This is a genomic window from Stappia sp. G46H5W (genome assembly GCF_058448995.1).
In genome coordinates this window covers 471,868-494,267 of record NZ_JBZFLL010000002.1, presented here as the reverse complement: position 1 = coordinate 494,267, position 22,400 = coordinate 471,868, and the positions used below count along the sequence as shown (strand labels likewise).

At 65.5% G+C, this 22,400-nt stretch carries 18 protein-coding genes; 6 read left to right on the top strand and 12 right to left on the bottom strand.

Annotation, left to right across the window (positions count from 1 at the left end; genetic code table 11):
* Positions 1–2 precede the first annotated feature (2 nt).
* From ppx to ACVJ6E_RS07980, 4 genes are all read right to left on the bottom strand, one after another.
* The gene (gene ppx / locus ACVJ6E_RS07995) at positions 3–1,529 is read right to left on the bottom strand and encodes an exopolyphosphatase (RefSeq protein WP_120267793.1); all 1,527 of its coding nucleotides are present in this window, start codon (positions 1,527–1,529) and stop codon (positions 3–5) included.
* Positions 1,522–3,741 (bottom strand): RNA degradosome polyphosphate kinase, encoded by a 2,220-nt coding sequence (locus tag ACVJ6E_RS07990; RefSeq protein WP_120267792.1) that lies wholly within the window; start codon positions 3,739–3,741, stop codon positions 1,522–1,524. The genes ppx and ACVJ6E_RS07990 overlap by 8 nt, the downstream gene beginning before the upstream one ends.
* Positions 3,742–3,860: 119 nt before the next feature.
* Entirely contained in the window at positions 3,861–4,553 is a 693-nt protein-coding gene (locus ACVJ6E_RS07985; RefSeq protein WP_120267791.1) for an HdaA/DnaA family protein, read from the bottom strand.
* Positions 4,546–5,682 (bottom strand): AI-2E family transporter, encoded by a 1,137-nt coding sequence (locus ACVJ6E_RS07980; RefSeq protein ID WP_120267790.1) that lies wholly within the window; start codon positions 5,680–5,682, stop codon positions 4,546–4,548. The genes ACVJ6E_RS07985 and ACVJ6E_RS07980 overlap by 8 nt, the downstream gene beginning before the upstream one ends.
* A 263-nt stretch (positions 5,683–5,945) precedes the next feature.
* Here ACVJ6E_RS07980 and purM point away from each other — a divergent pair, with 263 nt between their 5' ends.
* Both purM and purN read left to right on the top strand, forming a co-directional pair.
* Positions 5,946–7,025: a phosphoribosylformylglycinamidine cyclo-ligase gene (gene purM / locus ACVJ6E_RS07975; RefSeq protein WP_120267789.1), complete on the top strand. Its 1,080-nt coding sequence runs from the start codon at positions 5,946–5,948 to the stop codon at positions 7,023–7,025.
* Positions 7,022–7,696, top strand: a complete 675-nt coding sequence (purN, locus tag ACVJ6E_RS07970) for a phosphoribosylglycinamide formyltransferase (RefSeq protein WP_120267788.1) — start codon at positions 7,022–7,024, stop codon at positions 7,694–7,696. Before purM ends, purN begins: the two co-directional genes overlap by 4 nt.
* Before the next feature lie 22 nt (positions 7,697–7,718).
* On the opposite strand, the gene ACVJ6E_RS07965 is transcribed toward purN, so the two are convergent.
* Positions 7,719–8,462: a helix-turn-helix transcriptional regulator gene (locus ACVJ6E_RS07965; RefSeq protein WP_120267787.1), complete on the bottom strand. Its 744-nt coding sequence runs from the start codon at positions 8,460–8,462 to the stop codon at positions 7,719–7,721.
* 104 nt (positions 8,463–8,566) lie between these two features.
* On the opposite strand from ACVJ6E_RS07965, the gene ACVJ6E_RS07960 reads away from it, so the two are divergent.
* On the top strand, positions 8,567–9,310 hold the full coding sequence (locus tag ACVJ6E_RS07960) for a glutathione S-transferase family protein (RefSeq protein ID WP_158592631.1): 744 nt from the start codon (positions 8,567–8,569) through the stop codon (positions 9,308–9,310).
* A 41-nt stretch (positions 9,311–9,351) separates the two neighbouring features.
* On the opposite strand, the gene ACVJ6E_RS07955 is transcribed toward ACVJ6E_RS07960, so the two are convergent.
* The 3 genes from ACVJ6E_RS07955 to ACVJ6E_RS07945 all read right to left on the bottom strand — a co-directional run bounded on the left by ACVJ6E_RS07955 (position 9,352) and on the right by ACVJ6E_RS07945 (position 12,897).
* Positions 9,352–11,448 (bottom strand): molybdopterin oxidoreductase family protein, encoded by a 2,097-nt coding sequence (locus tag ACVJ6E_RS07955; protein WP_120268349.1) that lies wholly within the window; start codon positions 11,446–11,448, stop codon positions 9,352–9,354.
* A 152-nt stretch (positions 11,449–11,600) separates the two neighbouring features.
* Positions 11,601–12,023, bottom strand: a complete 423-nt coding sequence (ndk, locus tag ACVJ6E_RS07950) for a nucleoside-diphosphate kinase (protein WP_120267785.1) — start codon at positions 12,021–12,023, stop codon at positions 11,601–11,603.
* A 184-nt stretch (positions 12,024–12,207) separates the two neighbouring features.
* Complete coding sequence (locus ACVJ6E_RS07945; protein WP_120267784.1) at positions 12,208–12,897, bottom strand: glutathione S-transferase family protein; 690 nt, start codon at positions 12,895–12,897, stop codon at positions 12,208–12,210.
* A gap of 274 nt (positions 12,898–13,171) precedes the next feature.
* On the opposite strand from ACVJ6E_RS07945, the gene ACVJ6E_RS07940 reads away from it, so the two are divergent.
* Both ACVJ6E_RS07940 and ACVJ6E_RS07935 read left to right on the top strand, forming a co-directional pair.
* Positions 13,172–14,848: a cache domain-containing protein gene (locus ACVJ6E_RS07940; RefSeq protein ID WP_120267783.1), complete on the top strand. Its 1,677-nt coding sequence runs from the start codon at positions 13,172–13,174 to the stop codon at positions 14,846–14,848.
* Positions 14,849–15,044: 196 nt separating this feature from the next.
* Positions 15,045–16,178 (top strand): M20 family metallopeptidase, encoded by a 1,134-nt coding sequence (locus ACVJ6E_RS07935; RefSeq protein ID WP_199681011.1) that lies wholly within the window; start codon positions 15,045–15,047, stop codon positions 16,176–16,178.
* A gap of 53 nt (positions 16,179–16,231) precedes the next feature.
* Here the strand turns inward: ACVJ6E_RS07935 and ACVJ6E_RS07930 are convergent, their stop codons facing one another.
* The 4 genes from ACVJ6E_RS07930 to ugpB all read right to left on the bottom strand — a co-directional run bounded on the left by ACVJ6E_RS07930 (position 16,232) and on the right by ugpB (position 20,476).
* Entirely contained in the window at positions 16,232–17,284 is a 1,053-nt protein-coding gene (locus ACVJ6E_RS07930; protein ID WP_120267781.1) for a sn-glycerol-3-phosphate import ATP-binding protein UgpC, read from the bottom strand.
* Positions 17,285–17,289: 5 nt separating this feature from the next.
* On the bottom strand, positions 17,290–18,126 hold the full coding sequence (gene ugpE / locus ACVJ6E_RS07925) for a sn-glycerol-3-phosphate ABC transporter permease UgpE (protein WP_067218063.1): 837 nt from the start codon (positions 18,124–18,126) through the stop codon (positions 17,290–17,292).
* An 8-nt stretch (positions 18,127–18,134) separates the two neighbouring features.
* Positions 18,135–19,016 (bottom strand): sn-glycerol-3-phosphate ABC transporter permease UgpA, encoded by an 882-nt coding sequence (gene ugpA / locus ACVJ6E_RS07920; RefSeq protein ID WP_120267780.1) that lies wholly within the window; start codon positions 19,014–19,016, stop codon positions 18,135–18,137.
* Positions 19,017–19,156: 140 nt separating this feature from the next.
* Entirely contained in the window at positions 19,157–20,476 is a 1,320-nt protein-coding gene (gene ugpB, locus ACVJ6E_RS07915) for a sn-glycerol-3-phosphate ABC transporter substrate-binding protein UgpB (RefSeq protein ID WP_208996632.1), read from the bottom strand.
* Positions 20,477–20,902: 426 nt separating this feature from the next.
* Here ugpB and ACVJ6E_RS07910 point away from each other — a divergent pair, with 426 nt between their 5' ends.
* The gene (locus tag ACVJ6E_RS07910) at positions 20,903–22,384 is read left to right on the top strand and encodes a replicative DNA helicase (RefSeq protein WP_120267779.1); all 1,482 of its coding nucleotides are present in this window, start codon (positions 20,903–20,905) and stop codon (positions 22,382–22,384) included.
* Positions 22,385–22,400: the final 16 nt, after the last annotated feature.

The window sequence follows — 22,400 nt, the reverse complement described above, 5'->3', positions numbered from 1 at the left end:
CGTCAGGGTTCGATCACGACCCGTGCCTTCAGGCCCAGCAGGCGGGCGAACTGGGTGAGCCGCTTGTTCAGCCGCTCCCCTTCCAGCGCGACAAGCTCGCCGCGCAGCGTCAGCACAACCTCGCCATTGTCCACGGAAACCGGAACCTGAGGCAGGATGCCGGCGACGGAAGCGCTGAGCACCGATGCCACCCGGAGCGCGCCACCCAGAATGCGGGCCCGATCCTTCAGGCGTGTATGGGCAAGCTCGCGAATGCGCGGCCCGAGCGCGTCCTCCACCAGCCCCTGATGGCGGTAAAAGACGGACAGGGCGAGATAGGCGCGGCCCGCATGGTCGATGCCCACGAAGCCGGCGTTGGAAATGATGTTGAGGCTCTGCTCGCCGCGATAGTCGGGATGAGCGCGCCAGCCGATATCCGACAGCAGGCAGCCGGCCGCCCGCAGCCGCACCTCGTACTCGGTCTCGTCGATGCCCACGGCCGGAAACAGGCGGTCGGTCCACTCGACCAGTTCCTCGCCATAGGCGGGCGAGCGAGAGCGCAGCTGCGACAGTTCCCGCGCCGCCTCCACCAAGGGGTCCTGCCGGCGCAGATCGTCCGGAAGCAGATCGAACAGCAGCCCTTCTCGAAGGCCGAGCGCGGACATGACCACCTTGGACGCCTTGGAGCGCCGCAACACCTTCTCCATCACCGCCGCACCGAACGGCAGCAGCGGACGACGGGCACGCGATACGACCTCGATCATGTCGAGGCTTTCCGGATCGCGCCGGGCAACCAGCTGGCAGAACTCGATCGCTTCCTCTGCCGGGATGGCATAGTCGTGCATCACATGCAGCGGATAGCCATCCTGGTGCAGATGCAGCCGGGCCAGCGAGCGCCACGTGCCGCCGACCGCATAGAAGGGTTTACCGGCGCCGATGGGCAGCCACTCGACATCCCCGAGGGCCTGCTCCGCGATCTTCTGCGCCTTGGCAATCTTCCCATCCGCATCTTCCTGCAGGCGGATGCCGCCAAGCGGCAGGGTCTGGCCGCGGCCGATCTCGTCATGCTTGATCTCGACGAGCTCGAGACTGCCGCCGCCGAGGTCGCCGACGATGCCGTCCGGCCGCCAGATGCCGGACACGACGCCATTGGCGGCAAGGCGTGCCTCGTCGCGGCCCGACAGCAGCCGCACCGGCGTCCGGCAGATTTCCTCCACGGAGATGAGGAATTGCTCGCCGTTGGCGGCATCGCGGGTCGCGGCGGTGGCAAGGATGTGCAGATCGGAAACGCCGATCTGATCGCACAGGCGGCGAAACCGCACCAATGCCCGGCGTGCCTGGTCCGTCGCCTCGTCCGACAGACGACCTGTCGCACCGACACCGCGCCCGAGGCCGGCAAGCACCTTTTCGTTGAACAGCACCGTCGGGGTGCGTGCGTGTCTTTCGTAGACGACGAGGCGGATCGAGTTCGATCCGATATCGATCACGGCAATCGGTCCGCTGCCGTTGAGACGGCCGCGGACCAGTTCATGCTTTGGGCTGTCAGCCACGCTTCCTCGGCTCCGCAAACGGTTTCGGACTATGGCTGCGCAGCGACTTGCCGCGGCCGGAGAGCGACGGGTTGGTCATGAAGTACTGATGGGCGTTGAAGGGCTTCTCGCCCCTGCCGAGGCGCACGCGCTCGTGACCGCCATCAGGGAGCAGTCGCCAGCTCTGCTGGTTGTCCTTCAGATTGGCGACCATGATCTGATCGAGCACCTGTTCGTGCACCGTCGGGGTGATGAGCGGCGTCAGCGTCTCCACCCGCCGGTCGATGTTGCGCGGCATCAGGTCCGCGGAGCCGATATAGACGACCGCATTCGGCGAGGGAAGCCCGTGACCGTTGCCGAAGCAGAAGATCCGGCTGTGCTCCAGGAAGCGGCCGACGATGGACTTGGCCCGGATGTTTTCCGAGAGCTCCGGAATGCCCGGCCGCAGGCAGCAGATGCCGCGGATCACCAGGTCGATCTGCACGCCGGCCTGGCTTGCCTTGTACAGCGCGTCGATAATGCCGGGATCGACCAGCGAGTTCATCTTCATCCAGATCTGCGCCGGGCGCCCCGCCCGCGCATGTTCGGCCTCTGCCGCGATCAGCCGGGTGATGCCGTCGCGCAGCGTTACCGGCGACACCATCATGTGTTCCAGCTCGACCGGCTCGGCATAGCCGGTGATGAAGTTGAAGATCTTGGCGACCTCCCGTCCGATGCGCGGGTCGGCCGTGAAATAGGACAGGTCCGTGTAGATACGCGCGGTGATCGGGTGGTAGTTGCCGGTGCCAAGGTGGCAATAGGTCCGCAACTCGCCATGCTCGCGCCGAACCACCATCGACAGCTTGGCGTGGGTCTTCAGCTCCAGGAAGCCGAAGACCACCTGCACGCCGGCCCGCTCCAGATCGCGCGCCCAGCGGATATTGGCCTCCTCATCGAAGCGTGCCTTCAGCTCGACCAGCGCCGTCACCGACTTGCCAGCCTCCGCCGCCTCGACCAATGCCTTGACGATGGGCGAGTTGCTGGAGGTCCGGTAGAGCGTCTGCTTGATCGCCACCACATCCGGATCCTGCGCCGCCTGACGCAGGAACTGCACCACCACATCGAAGGATTCGTAAGGGTGGTGGACGATGATGTCCTTCTGCTGGATCGCCGCGAAGCAATCTCCGCCATGCTCGCGAATGCGCTCGGGGAAGCGCGGGGCGAACGGCTCGAACTTCAGGTCGTCGCGGTCGATGGAGACGAGCTGCGAGAGGTTGTTCAGCGCCAGCAGACCGTCGACCAGGAACACTTCGTCCGTGGTAGCGCCGAGCGCCTCGGCAACGAAATCGCGCAGCGACTGCGGCGTCGTCTCCTCGATCTCCAGCCGGATGACCGAACCGCGGCGGCGACGCTTCAGCGCGCTTTCGAACAGGCGCACCAGGTCCTCCGCCTCTTCCTCGATTTCCAGATCGGAATCGCGGATCACCCGGAACGCGCCCTTGCCGCGGATCTGATAGCCGGGGAAAAGCCGGGTGATGAACAGGCCGAGCGCATTTTCGATGGTGATATAGCGCTCGCCCTCCTCGGTCTCGCTCGCCGGCAGGCGCACGAAACGGTCGAGCTGGGCGGGAATGCGCAGCAGGGCCGTCATGCCGCGCCCGCCCTTTTCCGGCGCGAGTTCGAGCACCAGCGAAAAGCCGAGATTGGCGATGAAGGGGAAGGGATGCGCCGGATCGATGGCCAGCGGCGTCAACACCGGAAAGATGTGTGCGAGGAAATAATCCTCCAACCACTGAAGGTCCTGCGGGCTGAGATCCGGCCCGTCGACGATGGCGATACGGTCGGCGGCCAGCAGCCTGCGCATTTCGCGCCAAACGCTCTGCTGCTCGTGCTGCAACGACAGGACCGCGGCCGACACCCGCTCCAGCTGCTCTGAAGGCGTCAGGCCGTCGATGGAGCGGGTCGAGACGCCTTCGCGCTGCTGGGCGCGCAGGCCGGCGACACGCACCATGAAGAACTCGTCGAGATTGTTGGCCGAGATCGACAGGAAGCGCAGCCGCTCGAGCAACGGGTGGGAGGTGTTTTCCGCCTCCTCCAGCACCCGGCGATTGAACTGGAGCCAGGAGACCTCGCGATTGATGAACCGGCTGGGATGATCGGCCAGCGCCTCGGCAGCATCCGAAACCGGCTTCCCCGGCCGAACCTCTGCAGGAGCTGCCTCCGCATCCCTCGGGTTCACGCTGATCTCGTTCATGTCTGCCTCCTGCGGACCGGCCCAGGCCGGTCATCCGTGGTCACCGTCGAACGGGACCATAGCGGATTGATTTGACGGATTTACATCACCCGGCAAATTGCTTGCCCCGGCAACAGCTGTCAGGCGGCCGGGTCCTGCTCCGCCAGAACCGCTGCCGCCAGCGGTCGTGTGATCCGCCGCCCCGCCGACAGCGAGGCCCTGTCGAGGCGGTCGACCAACGCCTGAGCCGCCGCCACGGACCGCTCCATCCGTACGGCCAGGAACTCTACCACGGCCGGATCGATATCGATCTGCCGATCCGCGAAAAGCTTGACCAGTACCCGCCGCAACAGATCGTCATCCGGCTCCAGGATCTCCACCGGGGTCGCCGCGCGCAGCCGCGAGGCAAGATCCGGCAATCGGAGCCCCCAGGCCTGGGGCCAGCTGCGCGAGGTCACGAGCAGGCTTCCGCCCGTCTCCCGAATGGCATTGAAGAGGTGGAACAGGGCCGTCTCGTCGAAGCCCGCATGGGCATCCTCCAGCGCAACGGCACCGGATCGGGCAAGCTCCTCGACCTGCTCCCGGCGCAGATCGGACGCCCGAAGGATTACTGCACCGCTCGCTGCCTGCCAGACATGGGCAAGATGCGTCTTACCCGAGCCCACGGGCCCTGCCAGAAGCGCGGCCGCGCTCGGCCAGTTCGGCCAGGCATCGATCAGGGCGAAGGCAGCCTGGTTGGACGAGCCGACCAGGAAATCGTCGCGCCCATAGGCCGCTTCATGCGGCAGGATCAGCGGAAGCTGTTCGCCGCCTCCGCGCAAGGTATCAGCCATCGTGGCTCTCCTCGCGTCCGGCAGGCATCGTGCCGGCCGGATCTCCTGGGACCCCGCTCGCCATTGCCGTTCCCTCACCCGTATAGAGCGCACTCGCCATGTATTGAGAGAGCACGAACCGGATCAGCACGCCGATCATCGCCGCTGCCGGTACGGCAATCAGCATGCCGACGAAGCCGAACAGGTAGCCGAAGGCGAACAGCGCGAACATCAGCCACACCGGATGCAGGCCGACATTGTTGCCCACGAGCTTGGGCTGCAGCACGTTGCCTTCCAGGAACTGGCCAACGGCGAAGATCGCGAGCACGGCCACCACCATCGGCCAGTCCGGCCAGAACTGAACCAGCGCGACACCCAGAGAGACGACGAGGCCGAGCGTCGCGCCGACATAGGGAATGAAGCTGACGAGACCGGCGCCGATGCCGATCAGCAGGCCGAAATTCAACCCGACCGCCGCAAGGCCGATCGCGTAGAAGGCGCCGAGCAGGAAGCAGACGCTGACCTGACCGCGCACGAAACCGGCAACCGCAAGATCCATCTCATGCGCCAGCCGGCGCACCGTGTCGCGATGCTGGCGCGGCAGCCAGCCGTCGATCTTCGCGACCATCCGGTCCCAGTCGAGAAGAAGATAGAAGGCGACCACCGGCGTCACGACGAACAGCGAGATCACCGAAAGCAGCGCCTGCCCGCCGTTCCAAACCGACTTCAGCAGACCGCCGATCCAGCCGGCGCCCTCACCCAGCAGGCTGCCCACATTGGCCTTGAGCTCCTGTCCGCCGATGCCCAGCGTCTCGAACAGACGGCTGCCGAGCCCGGAGGTGATGAGCTCCTGCAGGGAGCTGACGAGGTTCGGAAAGGCCTCGAGGAACGCTGCCAGCTGGTTGCCGAGGATCGGCAGCAGCAGCAGAAGGATGAGAATGAACGCGAGTACGAAGATGAAGAGGATGACGATGGTTGCCCCGAGCCTGGGCAGACCGAACGCCTCCAGCCGGTCCGCGACGGGATCGAGCAGATAGGCCAACGCCATGCCAGCGACGAAGGGCAGCAGGATCGGGCTGAACAGGTAGATGAACAGCGCAAACAGTGCGAAGGAAACCAGCCAGAAATTGATCTGTCGCTTGAGCGTCACGAAATCTCGTCCCTTGCTGGTGTCAGTCTGTTCTCCGTCCCCCAGCAGATAGGCAGCCGCGCCGGGGAGCGTCAAGGAGGCCCCCTGCCGGGATCTGCCATTTTCCCTCTTCACCACAGGCTGACAGGCTCCCTTTCGCGCCCGTGACGCTCGATGCGGCTTTTCCGCCCCGCGCCTGTGCAAACAGGGCCCGGTTTCGCTTGCATTCCGGCGCTTCTGTGTTTGTATGCGCGCCCTGTACGGGTTTCGGAGACATGACAAGCATGAGCGAGGCGACCCCCTCCCCCAAGAACGGCCTGAGCTATGCCGACGCGGGCGTCGACATCGACGCGGGCAACGCCCTCGTGCGGCGGATCAAGCCGTTCGTGAAGGCGACGGCCCGTCCCGGTGCCGACAGCGAGATCGGCGGCTTCGGCGGCCTGTTCGACCTGAAGGCGGCCGGCTTCACCGACCCTGTCCTTGTCGCGGCCAATGACGGCGTCGGCACCAAGCTCAAGATCGCCATCGACAGCGGCGCGCACGCGACCGTCGGCATCGATCTCGTGGCCATGTGCGTCAACGATCTCGTCGTGCAGGGCGCCGAACCGCTCTTCTTCCTCGATTATTATGCCTGCGGCGCGCTCGACGTCGACGTCGCCACCGACGTGGTGAAGGGCATTGCCGAGGGCTGCCGCATTTCCGGCTGCGCGCTGATCGGCGGCGAGACCGCCGAAATGCCGGGCATGTACGGCAAGGGCGATTACGATCTTGCCGGCTTCGCCGTCGGCGCGGCCGAGCGTGGTACCCTGCTGCCGCGCGGCGACGTCTGCGAAGGCGACGTGCTGCTCGCGCTCGCCTCCTCCGGCGTGCATTCCAACGGCTTCTCCCTGGTGCGCAAGATCGTCGAGCATTCCGGTCTCGAGTGGAGCGCCGATGCTCCGTTCGCATCCGGCGCGAGCCTTGGCGAAGCGCTTATGACACCGACCCGCATCTACGTGAAGCCGCTGCTGGCCGCGCTGAAGGCTGGCGCCGGCATCAAGGCGCTCGCCCACATCACCGGCGGCGGCCTGCCGGAAAACCTGCCGCGCGTGCTGCCCGACCATCTGGGCGCCCGCATCGACCTCTCCGCCATCTCCGTCCCGCCGGTCTTCGGCTGGCTGGCCAAGGCCGGCGGCGTTGCCCAGTCGGAGATGCTGCGCACCTTCAACTGCGGCGTCGGCATGGTCGTCGCGGTCGCAGCCGAGACGGCAGACGAAGCGATTGCGATCCTGACCGCCGAGGGCGAGACGGTGAGCCGCATCGGCACCCTCGAGGCACGCACGGGCGACGAGGCTGTTGTCTTCGACGGAGCCCTGGCGCTTTGACCTCTGCCCCTTCCGCTTCCGGCCGCAAGCGCACGGCGATCCTCGTCTCGGGGCGCGGATCGAACATGACCGCCCTGCTGTCGGCAGCCGCCGATCCGGCCTTTCCCGCGGAAATCGTCGCGGTGATCGCCAACGTGCCGGACGCTCCCGCCCTCGACAAGGCGCGCGCAGCCGGCATCGAGGCCGTCGCGGTCAACCACCGCGGCCAGGGCGGACGGCAAGCCTTTGAGGAAAAGCTGGATGCGGAGCTGCGTGCCCGCAATGTGGAGCTGGTCTGCCTGGCCGGCTTCATGCGCATCCTGACGCCCTGGTTCGTGGAGCGCTGGCACGACCGCCTGCTCAACATCCATCCGGCGCTGCTGCCGGCCTTCAAGGGCCTCGACACGCATGCTCGGGCGCTGGCGGAAGGCTGCCGCCTGCATGGCGCGACGGTGCATTTCGTTCGCGCCGAGATGGATGCCGGACCGATCATCGCGCAAGGCGCAGTCGCCGTGCTCGACGACGACACGCCGGCAACGCTGGGCGCGCGCGTGCTCGAAGTCGAGCACCGCATCTACCCTCAGGCGCTTGCGCTGGTAGCGGCCGACGCCTTCCAGATCGACGGCATGCGGGTGCACCTGAAATCCGGCGCGGATGCGGCCCAGCCGCCGCTGATCGCCCCCAAGGGGTGAGACGCACGAGGCGGCCGGGCGCTCAGCCCACCGCCCGGCACCCTGCAACGCCCCCGTTCTCGGCCGCCGCTTCCCTGGCCCTGTTTTCTTCCAGCCGATGGCGCCACCACTCCGCATAGAGCCGCTTGCGGCTACGGGGTGGGCGCGCGTCCAGCACCGTCATTTCCAGCATCCGGTCCGTGCGGAAGTTGCGATAGTTCTGCCGCAGCTCGCACCAGGCAGCCAGCACCCGGGCATGCTCGAAAAAGGCGAGAACGATGGGCCAGATCACACGGCGCTCGGGCGGACGATCGGGAACCTGGTAGAGGATCTCCACCTTCCGCTCCAGCCGCAAGGCCTCCCGGAGCCGCAACAGCTCGATCCGGTCGCCCGGCAGCTCGCAGGGAGGCGGGGCGTAGAGCGGCGCATCCAGAAACCCGTCGCGCAGCCCTTGCGGCAGAACCGTCGCGATCTTGGCGACGCCGTCGCGCGCGGTGCGCCGGATCGCCTCGTCGCCGCGCCCTTCCACCATGCGCAGGCCGAGCATGATGATCTCCAGCTCTTCTGCCGTGAACATCAGCGGCGGCAGGTCGTAGCCTTCTTCCAGGACATAGCCAACGCCGGCCTCACCTGCCACCGGCACGCCGGAGGCCTGCAGCGCGGCGATATCGCGATAGAGCGTGCGCAACGACACTTCGAGCTCCGCGGCAATGGCCGCACCGCTGACCGGCCTGCGGTACCGGCGCAGGATCTGGAGAACCTGCAGCAACCTGTCGGCACGACGCATCACTTTCCCTTCCGCTGACATATTGCCACCTGATGCTGACAGTATGCTGTCAGGAAGGGTTGGCTACAAGACGCGAGCCAGACGCAACCCCAGGAGATGCCTCCATGCTCGTTCTCGTCAACTTTCCCGCACCGCCGGAAATTCGCAGTCTCTCGCCCTTCTGCTACAAGGCGGAAGCGCTGCTGGCATTGGCCGGCTGCGACTACCGGCTGGAGCCGACCACCGATCTTGCCGCCCTGCCCCATGGCAAGGTGCCGGTGCTCAGGGACGGCGACCTCGTCATCCCCGACAGTTCTCTGATCCAGCGCCACCTGGAACGCCATCACGGACTTGCCATCGACGACGCGCTCACCGGCGTCGAACTGGCCATGTCGGAGGCCTTCCGCCGCATGGTTGAGGAGCACCTGCGCTGGACGATAGTCCATGCCCGCTGGATCGATCCTGCCGGCGAAGGAATGATGCTTTCCACTGCCCTCGCCGGGGTGCCCGAGGAGATGCGGCGGGACGTGTTCATGGGCCTGCGCGAGAACATCCGCAAGACACTGCATGCACAGGGCATCGGCCGGCATGCGCCGGAGGAGATCTACGCCTTCGGCTGCACGGCTCTCGACGCCATCGCCGCCTTTCTGGACGACAAGCCCTTCTTCATGGGCGACCGGCCGACCACGGTCGATGCCAGTATTGTCGGCGTCGTGCTCAACATCCTTGCGAGCGATGTCGACACGCCGCTGATGCGCCACGCGGCCGCGATCCCGACGCTGGCCGACTACGCCTTGCGGTTCGAGCGCACGGTGTTCGGCCCGGCAGCGCGCATCCCCGCAACCTTGCGCGGCGAACAGGCGGCCTGACGCCGCCTGCCAGCTCCCCCCGGTGCCGCGGGTGCGTAGGGTCAGTCCTTGCGCACCCACACGGCGGTATCGTGGAAGGCCGCCCCGCCGTACGGCGCCACAGCATCGGCTCCGGTCAGCGTGTTGATACCGCGGCCGTCCGGATAGGCATCGTTCGGCCAGATCCCCTCGGCCACCACGACGCCGGGCTTCAGCCCCTCGGTGAGGCGCGCATGCAGGATCACCGCGCCGCGCCGGTTGCCGATGCGGATGCGGTCGCCGTCGGAGATCCCGAGCCGTTCGGCATCCATCGGCCCGATCATCAGGTCCGGCCGCCCTTCCTTGTCGCGGGAGGACGCCGTCTCGTTGAAGGTCGAATTGAGGAACGAGCGCGCCGGCGAGGTCGCGAGACGGAAGGGATGTTCCTCGTTCGCCGCCTCGTTCACCGCCCAGTGGTCGGGCAAGGTCGGCATGTCGGCGAAAGGTCCCATCGGGCCGTCGTTGGGCGCCGGCACCGTCGGCCAGTCCGGCTTGAAGCGGAACTTGCCGTCCGGCCAGTTGAACCCGTCGAGATAATGCGCCTTGCGGAAGTCCGGCTGGCAGTCGACCCAGCGGTCCCGCTCGATTTCCTCCAGCGAACCGAAACCGGAAGCCTTCAGCATCCAGTCGATATGCTCGCGCACACTCATGGCGAAACCCGGATGCTCGGCCGCGCCGACACGTCGGGCGATCTCATTGAGCACATAGACGTTCTCGCGAGTCTCGCCCGGGGCTTCGGCCAGCTTCGGCCCCAGCAGCAGATACTGGTGTCCGCCGCCCTTGTAGATGTCGTCATGCTCGAGAAACTGCGTCGCCGGCAGCACCACGTCGGCCATCTTCGCCGTTTCCGTCATGAACTGCTCGTGCACACAGACGAAAAGGTCCTCGCGGGCGAAGCCCTGCTTCACCAGTTCCTGCTCTGGCGCCACCGACACCGGGTTGGTGTTCTGGATCAGCATCGCAGTCACCGGCGGGCCATGGCGCAAGGCCTCGGCATCGCCCGTCAGCACCCGGCCGATCTGGCTCTGGTCGAGTTGCCGCACCGCCGGATCGATCAGCGAGTGCCCCTCGATCATCGACTTGTCGAGCGTGTAGATCGCACCGTTGTTGTGAAACGCGCCGCCGCCTTCGTACTGCCAGGCGCCGGTCACGGCCGCGATGCAGGAGGCCGCGTGCATCGAGACGGCGCCATTGCGCTGGCGAGTGAACCCATAACCGAGGCGGAAGAACGTGCGCTTCGTCTGCCCGACCATGCGGGCGAAGAGCTCGATCTCCTCCACCGAAAGTCCGGTGATCGCCGCCGCCCATTCCGGCGGGCGCTGCGCCACATGCGCCTCCAGCTCATCCGGGCAGTCGGTGTAGCGGGCAAGGTAGTCGCGGTCGGCATGCCCATCGCGGAACAACACATGCATCACCGCACAGGCAAGCGCTGCATCCGTTCCCGGCTTCAGGACGAGGCCGAGATCCGCCTGTTTCACGGTCTGGGTCGGGTAGACGTCGATGGCGACGATCTTCGCCCCGCGCGTCTTGCGGGCGGTGATCGCATGAGTCATCACGTTGACCTGGGTCGAGACCGCGTTGGTTCCCCAGATCACCACCATGTCGGCAACCGCGATTTCCCGCGGATCGGGTCCCGCGAGCCGCCCGGTCCCGGCGATATAGCCCGTCCACGCCGGATTGGTGCAGATCGTGTCGAACTGGCGCGAGTAGCCCTTGGCATGGCGCAGGCGGTGGATCGAGTCGCGCTGCACCAGGCCCATCGTACCGGCATAGTGATAGGGCCACACGGCCTGGGCCCCGTGCTCGGCTTCGGCCTTCAGGAACGCGGCCGCAACCAGATCCAGCGCCTCGTCCCAGGAGATGGGCTCGAAGCGCCCCTCTCCCTTGGCCCCGACCCGCTTCAGCGGCTGCGTCAAGCGATCCGGATGATAGAGCCGGTCGGAGTAGCGCGCGACCTTGGCGCAGATGACGCCGGCCGTGTAGGCATTCGCCCGCGCGCCCTTGATCCGTCCAATGCGTCCGTCGGCGAACAGTTCGACCTCCAGCGCGCAGGTGGACGGACAGTCGTGCGGACAGGCGGAAGCCTTCAGAACCGGATCTTTGGCAACGGGGGCGTTCATGCGTCTCTCGCGGGCAAGGAAAACGGCGGCAAGGCTCACTCGCACCAAGCCGTCATGTCAAGGACCAGTGGCCGTACAAAAAGAAAGGGCCGGCACAGCGGCCGGCCCTTCCAGATAGCGTTGGCTGCGATGTCGCGATGCGACTTCAAACCTTAGCCGACGATTTCGGTCTCGGAGAACCAGTAGGCGATCTCCTGGGCGGCGGTGTCCGCGCCGTCGGAGCCGTGCACCGAGTTCTCGCCGATGTTCAGGGCGAAGGTCTTGCGGATGGTGCCCTCGTCGGCATTGGCCGGGTTGGTGGCGCCCATCACTTCGCGGTTCTTGGCAATGGCGTTCTCGCCTTCCAGAACCTGCACGACGGTCGGGGCCGAGCACATGAACTCGACCAGCTCGCCAAAGAACGGACGGTCCTTGTGCACCGCGTAGAAGCCCTCGGCCTCGCGACGCGACATCCACACGCGCTTGGAAGCGACGACGCGCAGGCCGGCATCCTCAAGCATCTTGGTGATCGCGCCGGTCAGGTTGCGACGCGTCGCGTCCGGCTTGATCATCGAAAAGGTGCGCTCGATCGCCATTATCGTTTTCCCGTTGTTGTCCGGCGGAGCCTCGCGCCCTCGCGGGCCCCGCCTGTCCGTGCCTCAAAGCCGGACACTGCTTGATCTCGTTGCGCCCGTGAGCGGGCGCGCCATGCGTATAGCCGGGGATGAGCGCCCCCGCAAGGCGCAAGGGACGCCGGATTCTGCTGTTTTCGGGAAAGATTCAGGCTGCCGGAACGCCGCGTCCGAAGCCGTCGAACAGATCGAGGCAGCGCTCGCGCCATTGCCCGACAGGCGATCCCGGCTCGATGAACTGGAACGGGCTGGTGATCCGTGCCCATTGCAGGGTGCCGAACAGCAGGTAGTCGGTGTGAAGCGGCGCATCGCCCCCGATGAAGGGCTGGCTCTTCAGCATCAGATGCAGCGGCAACAGGGCGGTCCCCAGCTCGGCGAGCCTGTCCTCGCGCCCGGCCTGGACCTCCTCCAGGGTCATGCCGAAACGGGCCTCGCGCGTCTCGCGGAAATAGACCTGGTCGGCCGGGCCGAGCACGTCCCAGATATCCTTGATGATGAGCCGCACGATAAGCGAACTGATCGAGGCGTTGACCCAGCCCTCGATCAGCTTGGCCGCGGCGCGCCCGCCCTCGCCCCCGAACAGGCTCGGCCGGTCCGGATAGGCCTCCTCCAGATAGGTGGCGATCGCCCAGCTGTCGCAGATCGTCCGCTCGCCATCGACCAGGATCGGCACCGTCTTGCCGACATCCGGCGCGATGGCCGGGATCTCGCAGAAGGGCTTGGGCCGGCATTCGAAATCAAGCCCCTTGTGCTTCAGCGCCATCCGAATGCGCCAGGCGTAGGGACTGAAGGGGCGCCCCGCATCGGCGCCGCACAGCTCATAGAGAACAAGGCTCAAGGTTTCGCTCCACTTTTCCTTGGATCGCGTTCGCGATGTCGGAGCGAACCTTATCCCCCGCACGGCGCCGCTCCAAGCGGCGCCGGCATCTCGGCAGCCCAATCACAACCCAAAGGAGAGCGCACACGGACAACAAAACCCTTGGATTGAACATCAAGAAATATGCCGTTACGTCAACGATTTAAAGAGCCTCGTTTGCCCCACGTATTTACTGAAGCTTCAGTAGTTTCTCGTACCTACTGCAGCATCTTCAGTTCACGAGGTCGCCTCCCCTATGTCCATCAAACAGAAAATGCTGACGCTTGTCGGCGGCACATTGGCTGCCCTGCTTCTTGTCGCGGCGGTCCAGATCTACTCGCTCTACGGCTCGATGATGCACGACCGCCGCGAACTCGTTCGCACCCAGGTCGAGACCGCCGTGACGATGATCGAAGCCATCGCCCAGGACGCACAGGCCGGAAACCTGTCGGTGGACGAGGCTCAGCGGATCGCCAAGAACCTCCTGACCTCGATGCGCTTCAACGGATCCGACTACTTCGTTGTCATCGATTCCTCTCAGGCGAACCAGGGCGTCGTCGTCACCCACCCGAATCCGAAGATCGTCGGCCAGAACCTGTGGGCTTCCAAGGATGCCGACGGGACCGAATACGTCGTCGGCCAGGTCAAGTCCGCGCGGGCAGGCGGCGGCTTCACCGACTACTACTTCCCGCGCCTCGGCGAGACGGAGCCCTCCCCGAAAGTCGCCTACTCGGACGGTTTCGCTCCCTGGCAGTGGGCCGTGTCCGCCTCGCTCTATGTCGATGACGTGACCGAGGCCTTCTATGGCGAGCTCCTGGTCAGCGCGCTTTGGATCCTGCCGCTCACCGCCCTGATCGGCATCGCCGCCTTCCTGCTGGCCAACAGCATCAGCCGGCCGATCGCCGCGATCACCGATGCCATGCGGCATCTTGCGGCCGGCGACCTTTCGGTTTCCGTGCCGGGCGCCGGGCGCAAGGACGAAATCGGCCAGATGGCCGATGCCACCGAGGTGTTCCGCGACGGCATGCTGCGCGCGCAGGATCTCTCCGCCTCGCAGATCGAGGAGCAGCGCAGCCGCGAGCAGCGTGCGCTGCGCATCGAGGAAATGACCCGCCGCTTCGACGAAAGCGCCTCCGCGCTGCTGACGGCTGTCACCTCCTCGGCCGGCACCATGGAAAACAACGCACGCTCCATGGCCAACATCGCCGAAAACACCAATGCCCGCTCCACGACGGTCGCCACTGCGGCCCAGCAGGCTGCCGCCAACGTCCAGACGGTTGCCTCCGCGACCGAGGAACTGTCCTCGTCGATCTCCGAGATCAGCTCGCAGGTCTCCAAGTCGTCGCAGATCGCCTCCCAGGCGGTCGGCGAGGCTCAGCGTACCGACAGCCAGATCCAGGGCCTTGCCAACGCGGCCGAGAAGATCGGCCAGGTGGTGAGCATGATCGCCGCCATCGCCGAGCAGACCAACCTGCTGGCGCTGAACGCGACCATCGAGGCCGCCCGCGCCGGCGATGCCGGTCGCGGCTTCGCGGTCGTCGCCGCCGAGGTCAAGGAGCTCGCCTCCCAGACCTCCAATGCGACCGAGGAGATCACCGCGCAGATCGCCACCATCCAGAGCGAAACCCGCACCGCCGTCGGCGCCGTCCAGTCCATCGGTCGTACCGTGGAAGAGATGAATGCCATCGCCGCCGCGATCGCTGCTGCGGTCGAGCAGCAGGGCGCGGCCACCGGCGAGATCGCCCGCAACGTGGAAGAAGCCTCGCGCGGCACCCAGGACGTGACCGAGAACATTCTCGGTGTCTCCCATGCCGCCAGCGAGACCCGTACCGCCGCCGAAGACGTGGCGTCGGCAGCTGCCGCCGTCAATCGGGACGCCGCAGCACTCAAGCAGGAAGTCGAGAGCTTCCTGACGGGCGTGCGCGCCGCCTGATCTGCCTCGGCAACGAGTGACGAAAACCAGAGCGCCGGCCTTCGGGTCGGCGCTTTTTTCATGCCGGCGACGCCGCGGCATCCGCGGCGCACCGGCCTTGCCGCACGGCCCGCCAGCATTGCCTCTCGCGAAGCGCAAAGTGACAGGCTATGATCTTGCTCTCGCCCGATTATCGTTCACGCACATGGGGATAGACATGAAGCCGTCGTCGGAGGATTTGCTCGCCGGCCTGCTCGACTGGGTACGCATCGAGACGCATACGCCGGATGTCGAGGGGCTCAACCGGCTGATGGATCTCGTGGCCACACAAGCCATGGCTTTCGGCGCGACCACGGAGCGTTTCCCTGGCCGCGACGGCCATGGCGACCATTTGCTGGTCCGCTCCCCATGGGGCGACCATTCGAAGCCGGGCATTCTCTTCCTGTCCCATCTCGACACCGTTCATCCGCGCGGGACCATCGACAAGGACCTGCCGATCCGCGTGGAAGGCGACCGCTGCTACGGTCCCGGCATCTGCGACATGAAGGGCGGCGCGTATAACGGACTTGCCGCCATGCGTGCGGTCGCTGCCGATATCGAGGCCGGCAGCACGCCCCCTGCCCTTGCCGTCAGCATTCTCTTTACCTCGGACGAGGAAGTCGGCAGTCCGACCTCGCGGGCGCTGATCGAGCGCATCGGCGGCGCGGCCAAATACGCCCTTGTGACGGAGCCGGCCCGCAATGGCGGCCATGTGGTCACCGCCCGCAAGGGCGTCGGTCGCTTCACGCTGAAGGTGGAGGGCCGCCCCGCCCATGCCGGCGCCCGCCACTGGCAGGGCCGCAGCGCGGTGACCGAGCTTGCCCACCAGATCATCGCGCTGGAAGCGATGACGGATTACGACCGCGAGATCACCGTCAATGTCGGCGAGATCCGGGGCGGCACCGGAACCAATGTCGTGCCGCAATTCGCGACGGCCGAAATCGACCTGCGTGTGCCGACGCTCGCCGCTGCCGATGAAATGGTCGCCCGCATCACCGGCCTCACGCCGAAGACCCCGGATACGAAGCTGACAATCACCGGCGGCATGAACCGCCCGCCTTTCGAGCAGTCGCCCGCAAGCAAGACGCTCTTCGACCATGCGGCGCGGCTGGCCGGGGAGATCGGTTTCGAACTGATCGGCGAGACGACGGGCGGCGGATCCGACGGCAACTTCATCGCCGACAAGGTTCCGACCCTCGACGGCCTCGGCCCGGACGGCGACGACGTGCATACGCTCAACGAGCACATCTTCATCCCGTCATTGGGCGAGCGGATGCAACTCATGGTCCGGTTGATCGAAACGCTGAACTGAGGAAAACGCCTGTCGGCCGGGCTCATTGAGTGCCGGCCGACAGTGTTTTGAAATCAGTCAGGCAGCCGCTTTCCGTCGGCACCGAAATAGTGCAGGTGCTCGGACGCGCAGGAAAGATGCACCCGCTCGCCCGCGGCCGGAACCTCGTGCCCGCCTTCGACCCGCACGATCATGCGTTCGCCGTCGTCGAGCTCCACATGGGCCAGCGTTTCCGCCCCCAGGGCCTCGGCGATCATCAGCTTGCCCGACAGCACCGCCGCGCCTTCCGCACAGAAGGAAAGATGCTCGGGCCGCACGCCGACCGTATCGAGCGCGCCTGCCGCACCGCCGGTCTCCGCCACCTTGCGCAGCAAACCGCTCGCCTGGAGCCGCGCCGCCTGCAGGAAATTCATCGGCGGGGAGCCGATGAACCCGCCGACGAAGACCGTTGCCGGCTTGTGGTAGACCGATAGCGGCGTCCCGACCTGCTCGGCATTGCCCCCGTTCATGACGATGATCCGGTCGGCCATGGTCATGGCCTCCACCTGATCGTGGGTCACGTAGAGCGAGGTGACACCGAGACGGCGCTGCAGCGTCTTGATCTCCACGCGCATCTGCACGCGCAGCTTGGCGTCGAGATTGGACAGCGGCTCGTCGAAAAGGAAGACCGAGGGCTTGCGCACGATCGCTCGGCCCATGGCGACGCGCTGGCGCTGGCCGCCCGAAAGCTGGCGTGGCTTGCGGTCGAGATAGGGCTCGAGCTCCAGCATCTTAGCGGCCTGCGCGACCCGCTCGGCAATCTCCGGCTTCGCAACACCTGCGATCTTCAAGCCGTAGGCCATGTTGTCGAAGACCGACATGTGCGGATAGAGCGCATAGTTCTGGAACACCATGGCGATGTCGCGCTCACGCGGCTCCAGATCGTTGACCACCCGGTCGCCGATACGGATCTCGCCCGACGTCACGGTTTCCAGACCTGCCACCATACGCAGCAGGGTGGACTTGCCGCAGCCGGACGGCCCGACGATCACGATCAGTTCGCCGTCGGCGATCTCCGCATCGACCCCGTGGATGACCTGGGTGGTGCCGTAGGACTTGCGGACGTTCGAAAAAGCGATCTTCGCCATGAAACCTATTTCTCGCTTTCCACGAGACCCTTCACGAAGAGCCCCTGCATGAAGATGACGACGGCGACGGGCGGCAGCATCGCCAGCAGCGTGGTGGCCATGATCACCGGCCAGTCGGCGATATCGTCGCCGGACGGGAACATCTGCTTGATGCCCATCACGATGGTGTTCATTTCCGGCTTGGTGGTGATCAGCAACGGCCAGAGATACTGGTTCCAGCCGTAGATGAAGAGGATCACGAACAGCGCGGCGATGTTGGTCCGCGACATCGGCAGCAGGATGTCGAGGAAGAAGCGCACCGGCCCCGCCCCGTCGACCCGCGCCGCCTCGATCAGTTCGTCCGGAACCGTGAGAAAGAACTGACGGAACAGGAAGGTCGCCGTCGCGGAAGCCACCAGCGGCAGGATAAGGCCCGTATAGGAATTGAGCATCCCGAACCCTGCGACGACCTCGTAGGTCGGCACGATGCGCACCTCGACCGGGAGCATCAGGGTGAGGAAGATCATCCAGAAGAACGCCATGCGGAACGGGAAGCGGAAATACACGATCGCATAGGCGGAGATGATCGAGATGGCGATCTTGCCGATGGTGATGCCGAGCGCCATGACGCTGGAGTTGAACAGCATCAGGAGGACCGGCGAGTTGACGCCTCTCGTCAGCGCGGCCGTATAGTTCTCGATCAGATGCGGCCCGGGGATGAGCGGCATCGGCGGGCGGGCGATCTCCGGCTGCGTCACCGTCGAGGCGACGAAGGCCATGTAGATCGGGAAGCAGATGATCGCGATGCCGACGATCAGCCCGATATGGGTCAGCCAGATGCCGAGCCCGCGTTTTTCGACCATGCCGCTCATCAGTAGTGCACCTTGCGTTCGATATAGCGGAACTGGACGACCGTCAGCAGCCCGACCACGAAGAGCAGGATCACCGACTGGGCGGCCGAGGACCCGAGGTCCTGGCCGACGAAACCGTCTGAGAACACCTTGTAGACGAGGATCGTCGTCGCCTGCTGCGGGCCGCCGCCGGTGATCGTGTGGATCACGCCGAACGTCTCGAAGAAGGCGTAGACGACATTGACCACCAGCAGGAAGAACGTGGTGGGCGACAGCAGCGGAAAGACGATGGTCCAGAACCGGCGGGCGAAGCTTGCCCCGTCGATGGCCGCAGCCTCGATCACACTTTTCGGGATCGCCTGCAGGCCGGCCAGGAAGAACAGGAAGTTGTAGCTGATCTGGCGCCAGGCGGAGGCCACGACGACGAGCCCCATCGCCTCTTCGCCGTCCAGGACGTGATTCCAGTTGTAGCCCATTGCCTTCAGGTACCAGGCAACCAGACCGACATTGGGATTGAACATGAACAGCCACAGCACGCCGGCAACCGCCGGGGCCACCGCATAGGGCCACACCAGCAGCATCTTGTAGGCGCTCGATCCCTTGATCACCCGGTCGGCCATGACCGCGAGCCACAGCGCCGCACCCATGGAGACAAACGTTACCAGGGTCGAGAAGATCACCGTCGTCTTGAACGAGGCGAGATAGTAGCGGTCGCTCAGCAGGAACTCGAAGTTGCCGAAGCCGACGAACTGCGAGGAAAGACCGAAAGGGTCTGGAATATAGGCGGACTGATAGATCGCCTGGCCCGCGGGCCAGAAGAAGAAGACTAGTGTCACCAAGATCTGCGGCGCTAGCAGCAGATACGGCAAGACCCGACTATTGAAGACGACGCGTTTGTGCATGGCGCGCTATTCCGGCTGCTCTGTCCGCCGGGTCTAGCCGACGGGCGAAAACGGCCCGGCAGGCTGCCGGACCGTTTCCCGTTTCTTGGAATGGGCAACGGATGCGGGACATGTCCCGCATCCGCGACCGTTTCAGGGGATCAGCGGTTGGCCTGCTCGAAGCGGCGCAGCAGCTGGTTGCCACGCTCCACCGCGTTGTCGAGCGCCTCCTTGGCCGACTTGTCGCCGGCCCACACCGCTTCCAGCTCCTCGTCGATGATGCCGCGGATCTGGTCGAAGTTGCCCAGACGCACGCCCTTCGAGTTGGCGGTCGGCGCCTTGCCGGTCATCTGGATGACGGCAATGTCCGTGCCCGGGTTGGCCTCGTAGAAGCCGGAGGCCTTGGTCTGCTCGTAGGCGGCCATGGTGATCGGCAGGTAGCCGGTGTCCTGGTGCCACTTGGCCTGGATGTCGGCGGACGACAGGAAGTTCAGAAACTCCGCGACGCCGGCATATTCCTCGGCCTCATGGCCGGACATCACCCACAGCGAGGCGCCGCCGATGATCGTGTTGACCGGAGCAGCCTCGACCGAATCCCAGTACGGCAGCGGGCGGATATCGAAGGCAAACTTGGCCTCGGACTTCACGCCTGCATAACCGGCCGAAGATTCGGTGAACAGGGCGCACTCGCCGGCGCGGAACTGGGCACCGCTTTCGTTGCGACGGCCGGCATAGATGAACTTGCCGTCCTTGGCCCACTGGCCCATCGCCTCGATATGCGCGACCTGAACCGGTCCGTTGAAGGACAGCTCGGTGTCGACGCCGCCGAAGCCGTTCTCCTTCGTCGCGAAGGGAACGTCGTGATAGGCAGACAGGGTCTCCAGATGCACCCAGCTCTGCCAGGCGGTGGTCAGCGGGCAGGCTGCGCCGGACGCCTTCAGCTTGTCCAGCACCTCGCCCACCTTCTCCCAGGTGCTCAGGTCGGTGTTCGGATCGATGCCAGCCGCCTCGAGCGCATCGCGGTTCACGTAGAGAACCGGGGTCGAGGAGTTGTACGGCAGCGACAGCATCTGACCGTCGGTGGTGGTGTAGTAGCCGGCAACCGCGGCCAGGTAGGCGCTCTGGTCGAACTCCTTGCCCGTCTCGGCCATCAGCTCGTAGACCGGCTTGATGGCGCCCTTGGCGCCCATCATCGTGGCGGTGCCGACCTCGAAGACCTGGAGGATATGCGGCTGCTCGCCGGCGCGGAAGGCGGCGATGCCGGCATTCAGCGCCTCGGAGTAGTTGCCCTTGTGCGAAGCGACCACGACGTAGTCGCTCTGCGAGGCATTGAACTTCTCGACCTGCTCGTTCAGCAGATCGCCGAGGCGACCGGTGAAGGCGTGCCACCACTGGATCTCGGTGGCGGCGAAGGACACGGTGGTGCTGCCGGCAAGCATCGTTGCGGCGACCAGACCGGCCAGCGTCTTGCGATAAGCCATAGTTTGCTCTCCCAAAGCTCGGGCACCCGGCCCGACATGCGGTTCTGGGCAACGCGGCCTCCGGTATAGAAGACGCGTTGAACGAAAATGTCCGCATTTCGTATTTGTTTCATATGAACGCCAGATGTCGCTCACATGAACATTAAGCGACACTTCCATGACAGACGCAAGAGCCCCAAGACAAGCGGGAAATCGCTGATCCACACCGTTCCCCTAGGGCATGTGGGCAAGTTGGTCACTTTCGTGTCATGCGTGCCCCTTAGCCCCCTGGCAGACCTTTTGCCGGCGGAACGAAGATCGCCCTCCGCGTCAACCGGGCGCCCACGTTTTCCCCGCTCCTTTCACACGAAATGCACACCGCCCGGATTCCCCTTCCTCCCTCCCCCTGCCTCCGGTAGGAACAAGGGCACACGAGGGGAAGTGAGAATGAAGGGTCCTGTTCCGGCGAACGACACAACCGCCGCGGCGATGCGCGTCGCCCCGCATAATGCGGAGGCCGAGCGTCAGCTGCTGGGCGCGATCATCGTCAACAACGAGACCTATTACCGCGTCTCCGACTTTCTCGAGCCCGAGCACTTCTTCATCGCTCCCCACCGGGAGATTTACGAGAAGGCCGGCCAGCTGATCCGCGCCGGCAAGGTCGCCTCGCCGATCACGCTCAAGACCTTCTTCCCGCAGGATGCCCGCATCGCCGACATGTCGGCCGCGCAGTATATCCTCCGGCTCGCAGCGGACGCCGCCTCGGTCATCAACGCCGAGGACTATGGCCGCGCGATCTACGACCTCGCGATCCGCCGGACCTTGATCCGCATCGGCGAGGACATGGTCAACATCGCCTTCGACGCGCCGATCGACATGCCGCCGACGGCGCAGATCGACGATGCCGAGCGCCGCCTGTTCGAACTGGCGGAAAAGGGCCGCACCGACACCGGATTCGTCTCCTTCGGCGACGCGCTGACCGCGACCATCGAAATGGCCGCCGCCGCCTATCAGCGCGAAGGCGCGCTGTCGGGCATCGCCAGCGGATTGCGCGATCTCGACGGCCTGATGGGCGGCCTGCAGCCGTCGGATCTCATCGTGCTTGCCGGCCGTCCCGCCATGGGCAAGACCTCGCTCGCCACCAACATCGCCTACAATGTCGCCGAGGCCTACATGGCCGAGGAGCAGCCCGACGGCACGATGAAGACCGTCAACGGCGGCGTCGTCGGCTTCTTCTCGCTGGAAATGTCGGCCGAGCAGCTGGCAACGCGTATCATTTCCGAGCAGACGGAAATCTCGTCTTCGAAGATCCGCCGCGGCGACATTTCCGAGCACGACTTCGAAAAGCTCGCCGCCGCGGCCCAGACCATGCAGCTGGTTCCGCTGCACGTGGACCAGACCGGTGGCATCTCCATCGCCCAGCTGGTCGCCCGTGCCCGCCGGCTCAAGCGCCAGCGCGGCCTCGACCTGCTGATCGTCGACTACATCCAGCTGCTCACCGGCTCGCAGAAGAACAGCGGCAACCGCGTGCAGGAGATCACCGAGATCACCACCGGCCTCAAGGCGCTGGCCAAGGAGCTGAACGTCCCGATCATCGCGCTGTCCCAGCTGTCGCGTCAGGTAGAATCGCGCGACGACAAGCGTCCCATCCTCTCGGACCTTCGCGAATCCGGCTCGATCGAGCAGGACGCCGACGTGGTGATGTTCGTGTTCCGCGAGGAGTATTATCTCGGCAAGACCATGCCCGAGGAAGGCACCGAGGAGTACGTCAAGTGGGAGGAGAAGCTTGACAGGGTGCGCAACCGGGCCGAAGTGATCATCGCCAAGCAGCGTCACGGCCCGACCGGTACTGTGAACCTGCACTTCCAGGGCGAGTTCACCCGATTCTCCGACCTCGCCGACCCGGACCGATTCCCCGAGCCGCAATGACGCGGCCAGAGCCTGG

Excerpts from the sequence above, each read along its gene's own strand:
- ACVJ6E_RS07990 (WP_120267792.1), bottom strand. The coding sequence starts at position 3,741 with ATGAACGAGATCAGCGTGAACCCGAGGGATGCGGAGGCAGCTCCTGCA.
- ACVJ6E_RS07985 (WP_120267791.1), bottom strand. The coding sequence starts at position 4,553 with ATGGCTGATACCTTGCGCGGAGGCGGCGAACAGCTTCCGCTGATCCTG.
- purM (WP_120267789.1), top strand. The coding sequence starts at position 5,946 with ATGAGCGAGGCGACCCCCTCCCCCAAGAACGGCCTGAGCTATGCCGAC.
- ACVJ6E_RS07965 (WP_120267787.1), bottom strand. The coding sequence starts at position 8,462 with ATGCGTCGTGCCGACAGGTTGCTGCAGGTTCTCCAGATCCTGCGCCGG.
- ACVJ6E_RS07960 (WP_158592631.1), top strand. The coding sequence starts at position 8,567 with ATGCTCGTTCTCGTCAACTTTCCCGCACCGCCGGAAATTCGCAGTCTC.
- ACVJ6E_RS07955 (WP_120268349.1), bottom strand. The coding sequence starts at position 11,448 with ATGAACGCCCCCGTTGCCAAAGATCCGGTTCTGAAGGCTTCCGCCTGT.
- ndk (WP_120267785.1), bottom strand. The coding sequence starts at position 12,023 with ATGGCGATCGAGCGCACCTTTTCGATGATCAAGCCGGACGCGACGCGT.
- ACVJ6E_RS07940 (WP_120267783.1), top strand. The coding sequence starts at position 13,172 with ATGTCCATCAAACAGAAAATGCTGACGCTTGTCGGCGGCACATTGGCT.
- ACVJ6E_RS07935 (WP_199681011.1), top strand. The coding sequence starts at position 15,045 with ATGAAGCCGTCGTCGGAGGATTTGCTCGCCGGCCTGCTCGACTGGGTA.
- ACVJ6E_RS07930 (WP_120267781.1), bottom strand. The coding sequence starts at position 17,284 with ATGGCGAAGATCGCTTTTTCGAACGTCCGCAAGTCCTACGGCACCACC.
- ugpE (WP_067218063.1), bottom strand. The coding sequence starts at position 18,126 with ATGGTCGAAAAACGCGGGCTCGGCATCTGGCTGACCCATATCGGGCTG.
- ugpA (WP_120267780.1), bottom strand. The coding sequence starts at position 19,016 with ATGCACAAACGCGTCGTCTTCAATAGTCGGGTCTTGCCGTATCTGCTG.
- ugpB (WP_208996632.1), bottom strand. The coding sequence starts at position 20,476 with ATGGCTTATCGCAAGACGCTGGCCGGTCTGGTCGCCGCAACGATGCTT.
- ACVJ6E_RS07910 (WP_120267779.1), top strand. The coding sequence starts at position 20,903 with ATGAAGGGTCCTGTTCCGGCGAACGACACAACCGCCGCGGCGATGCGC.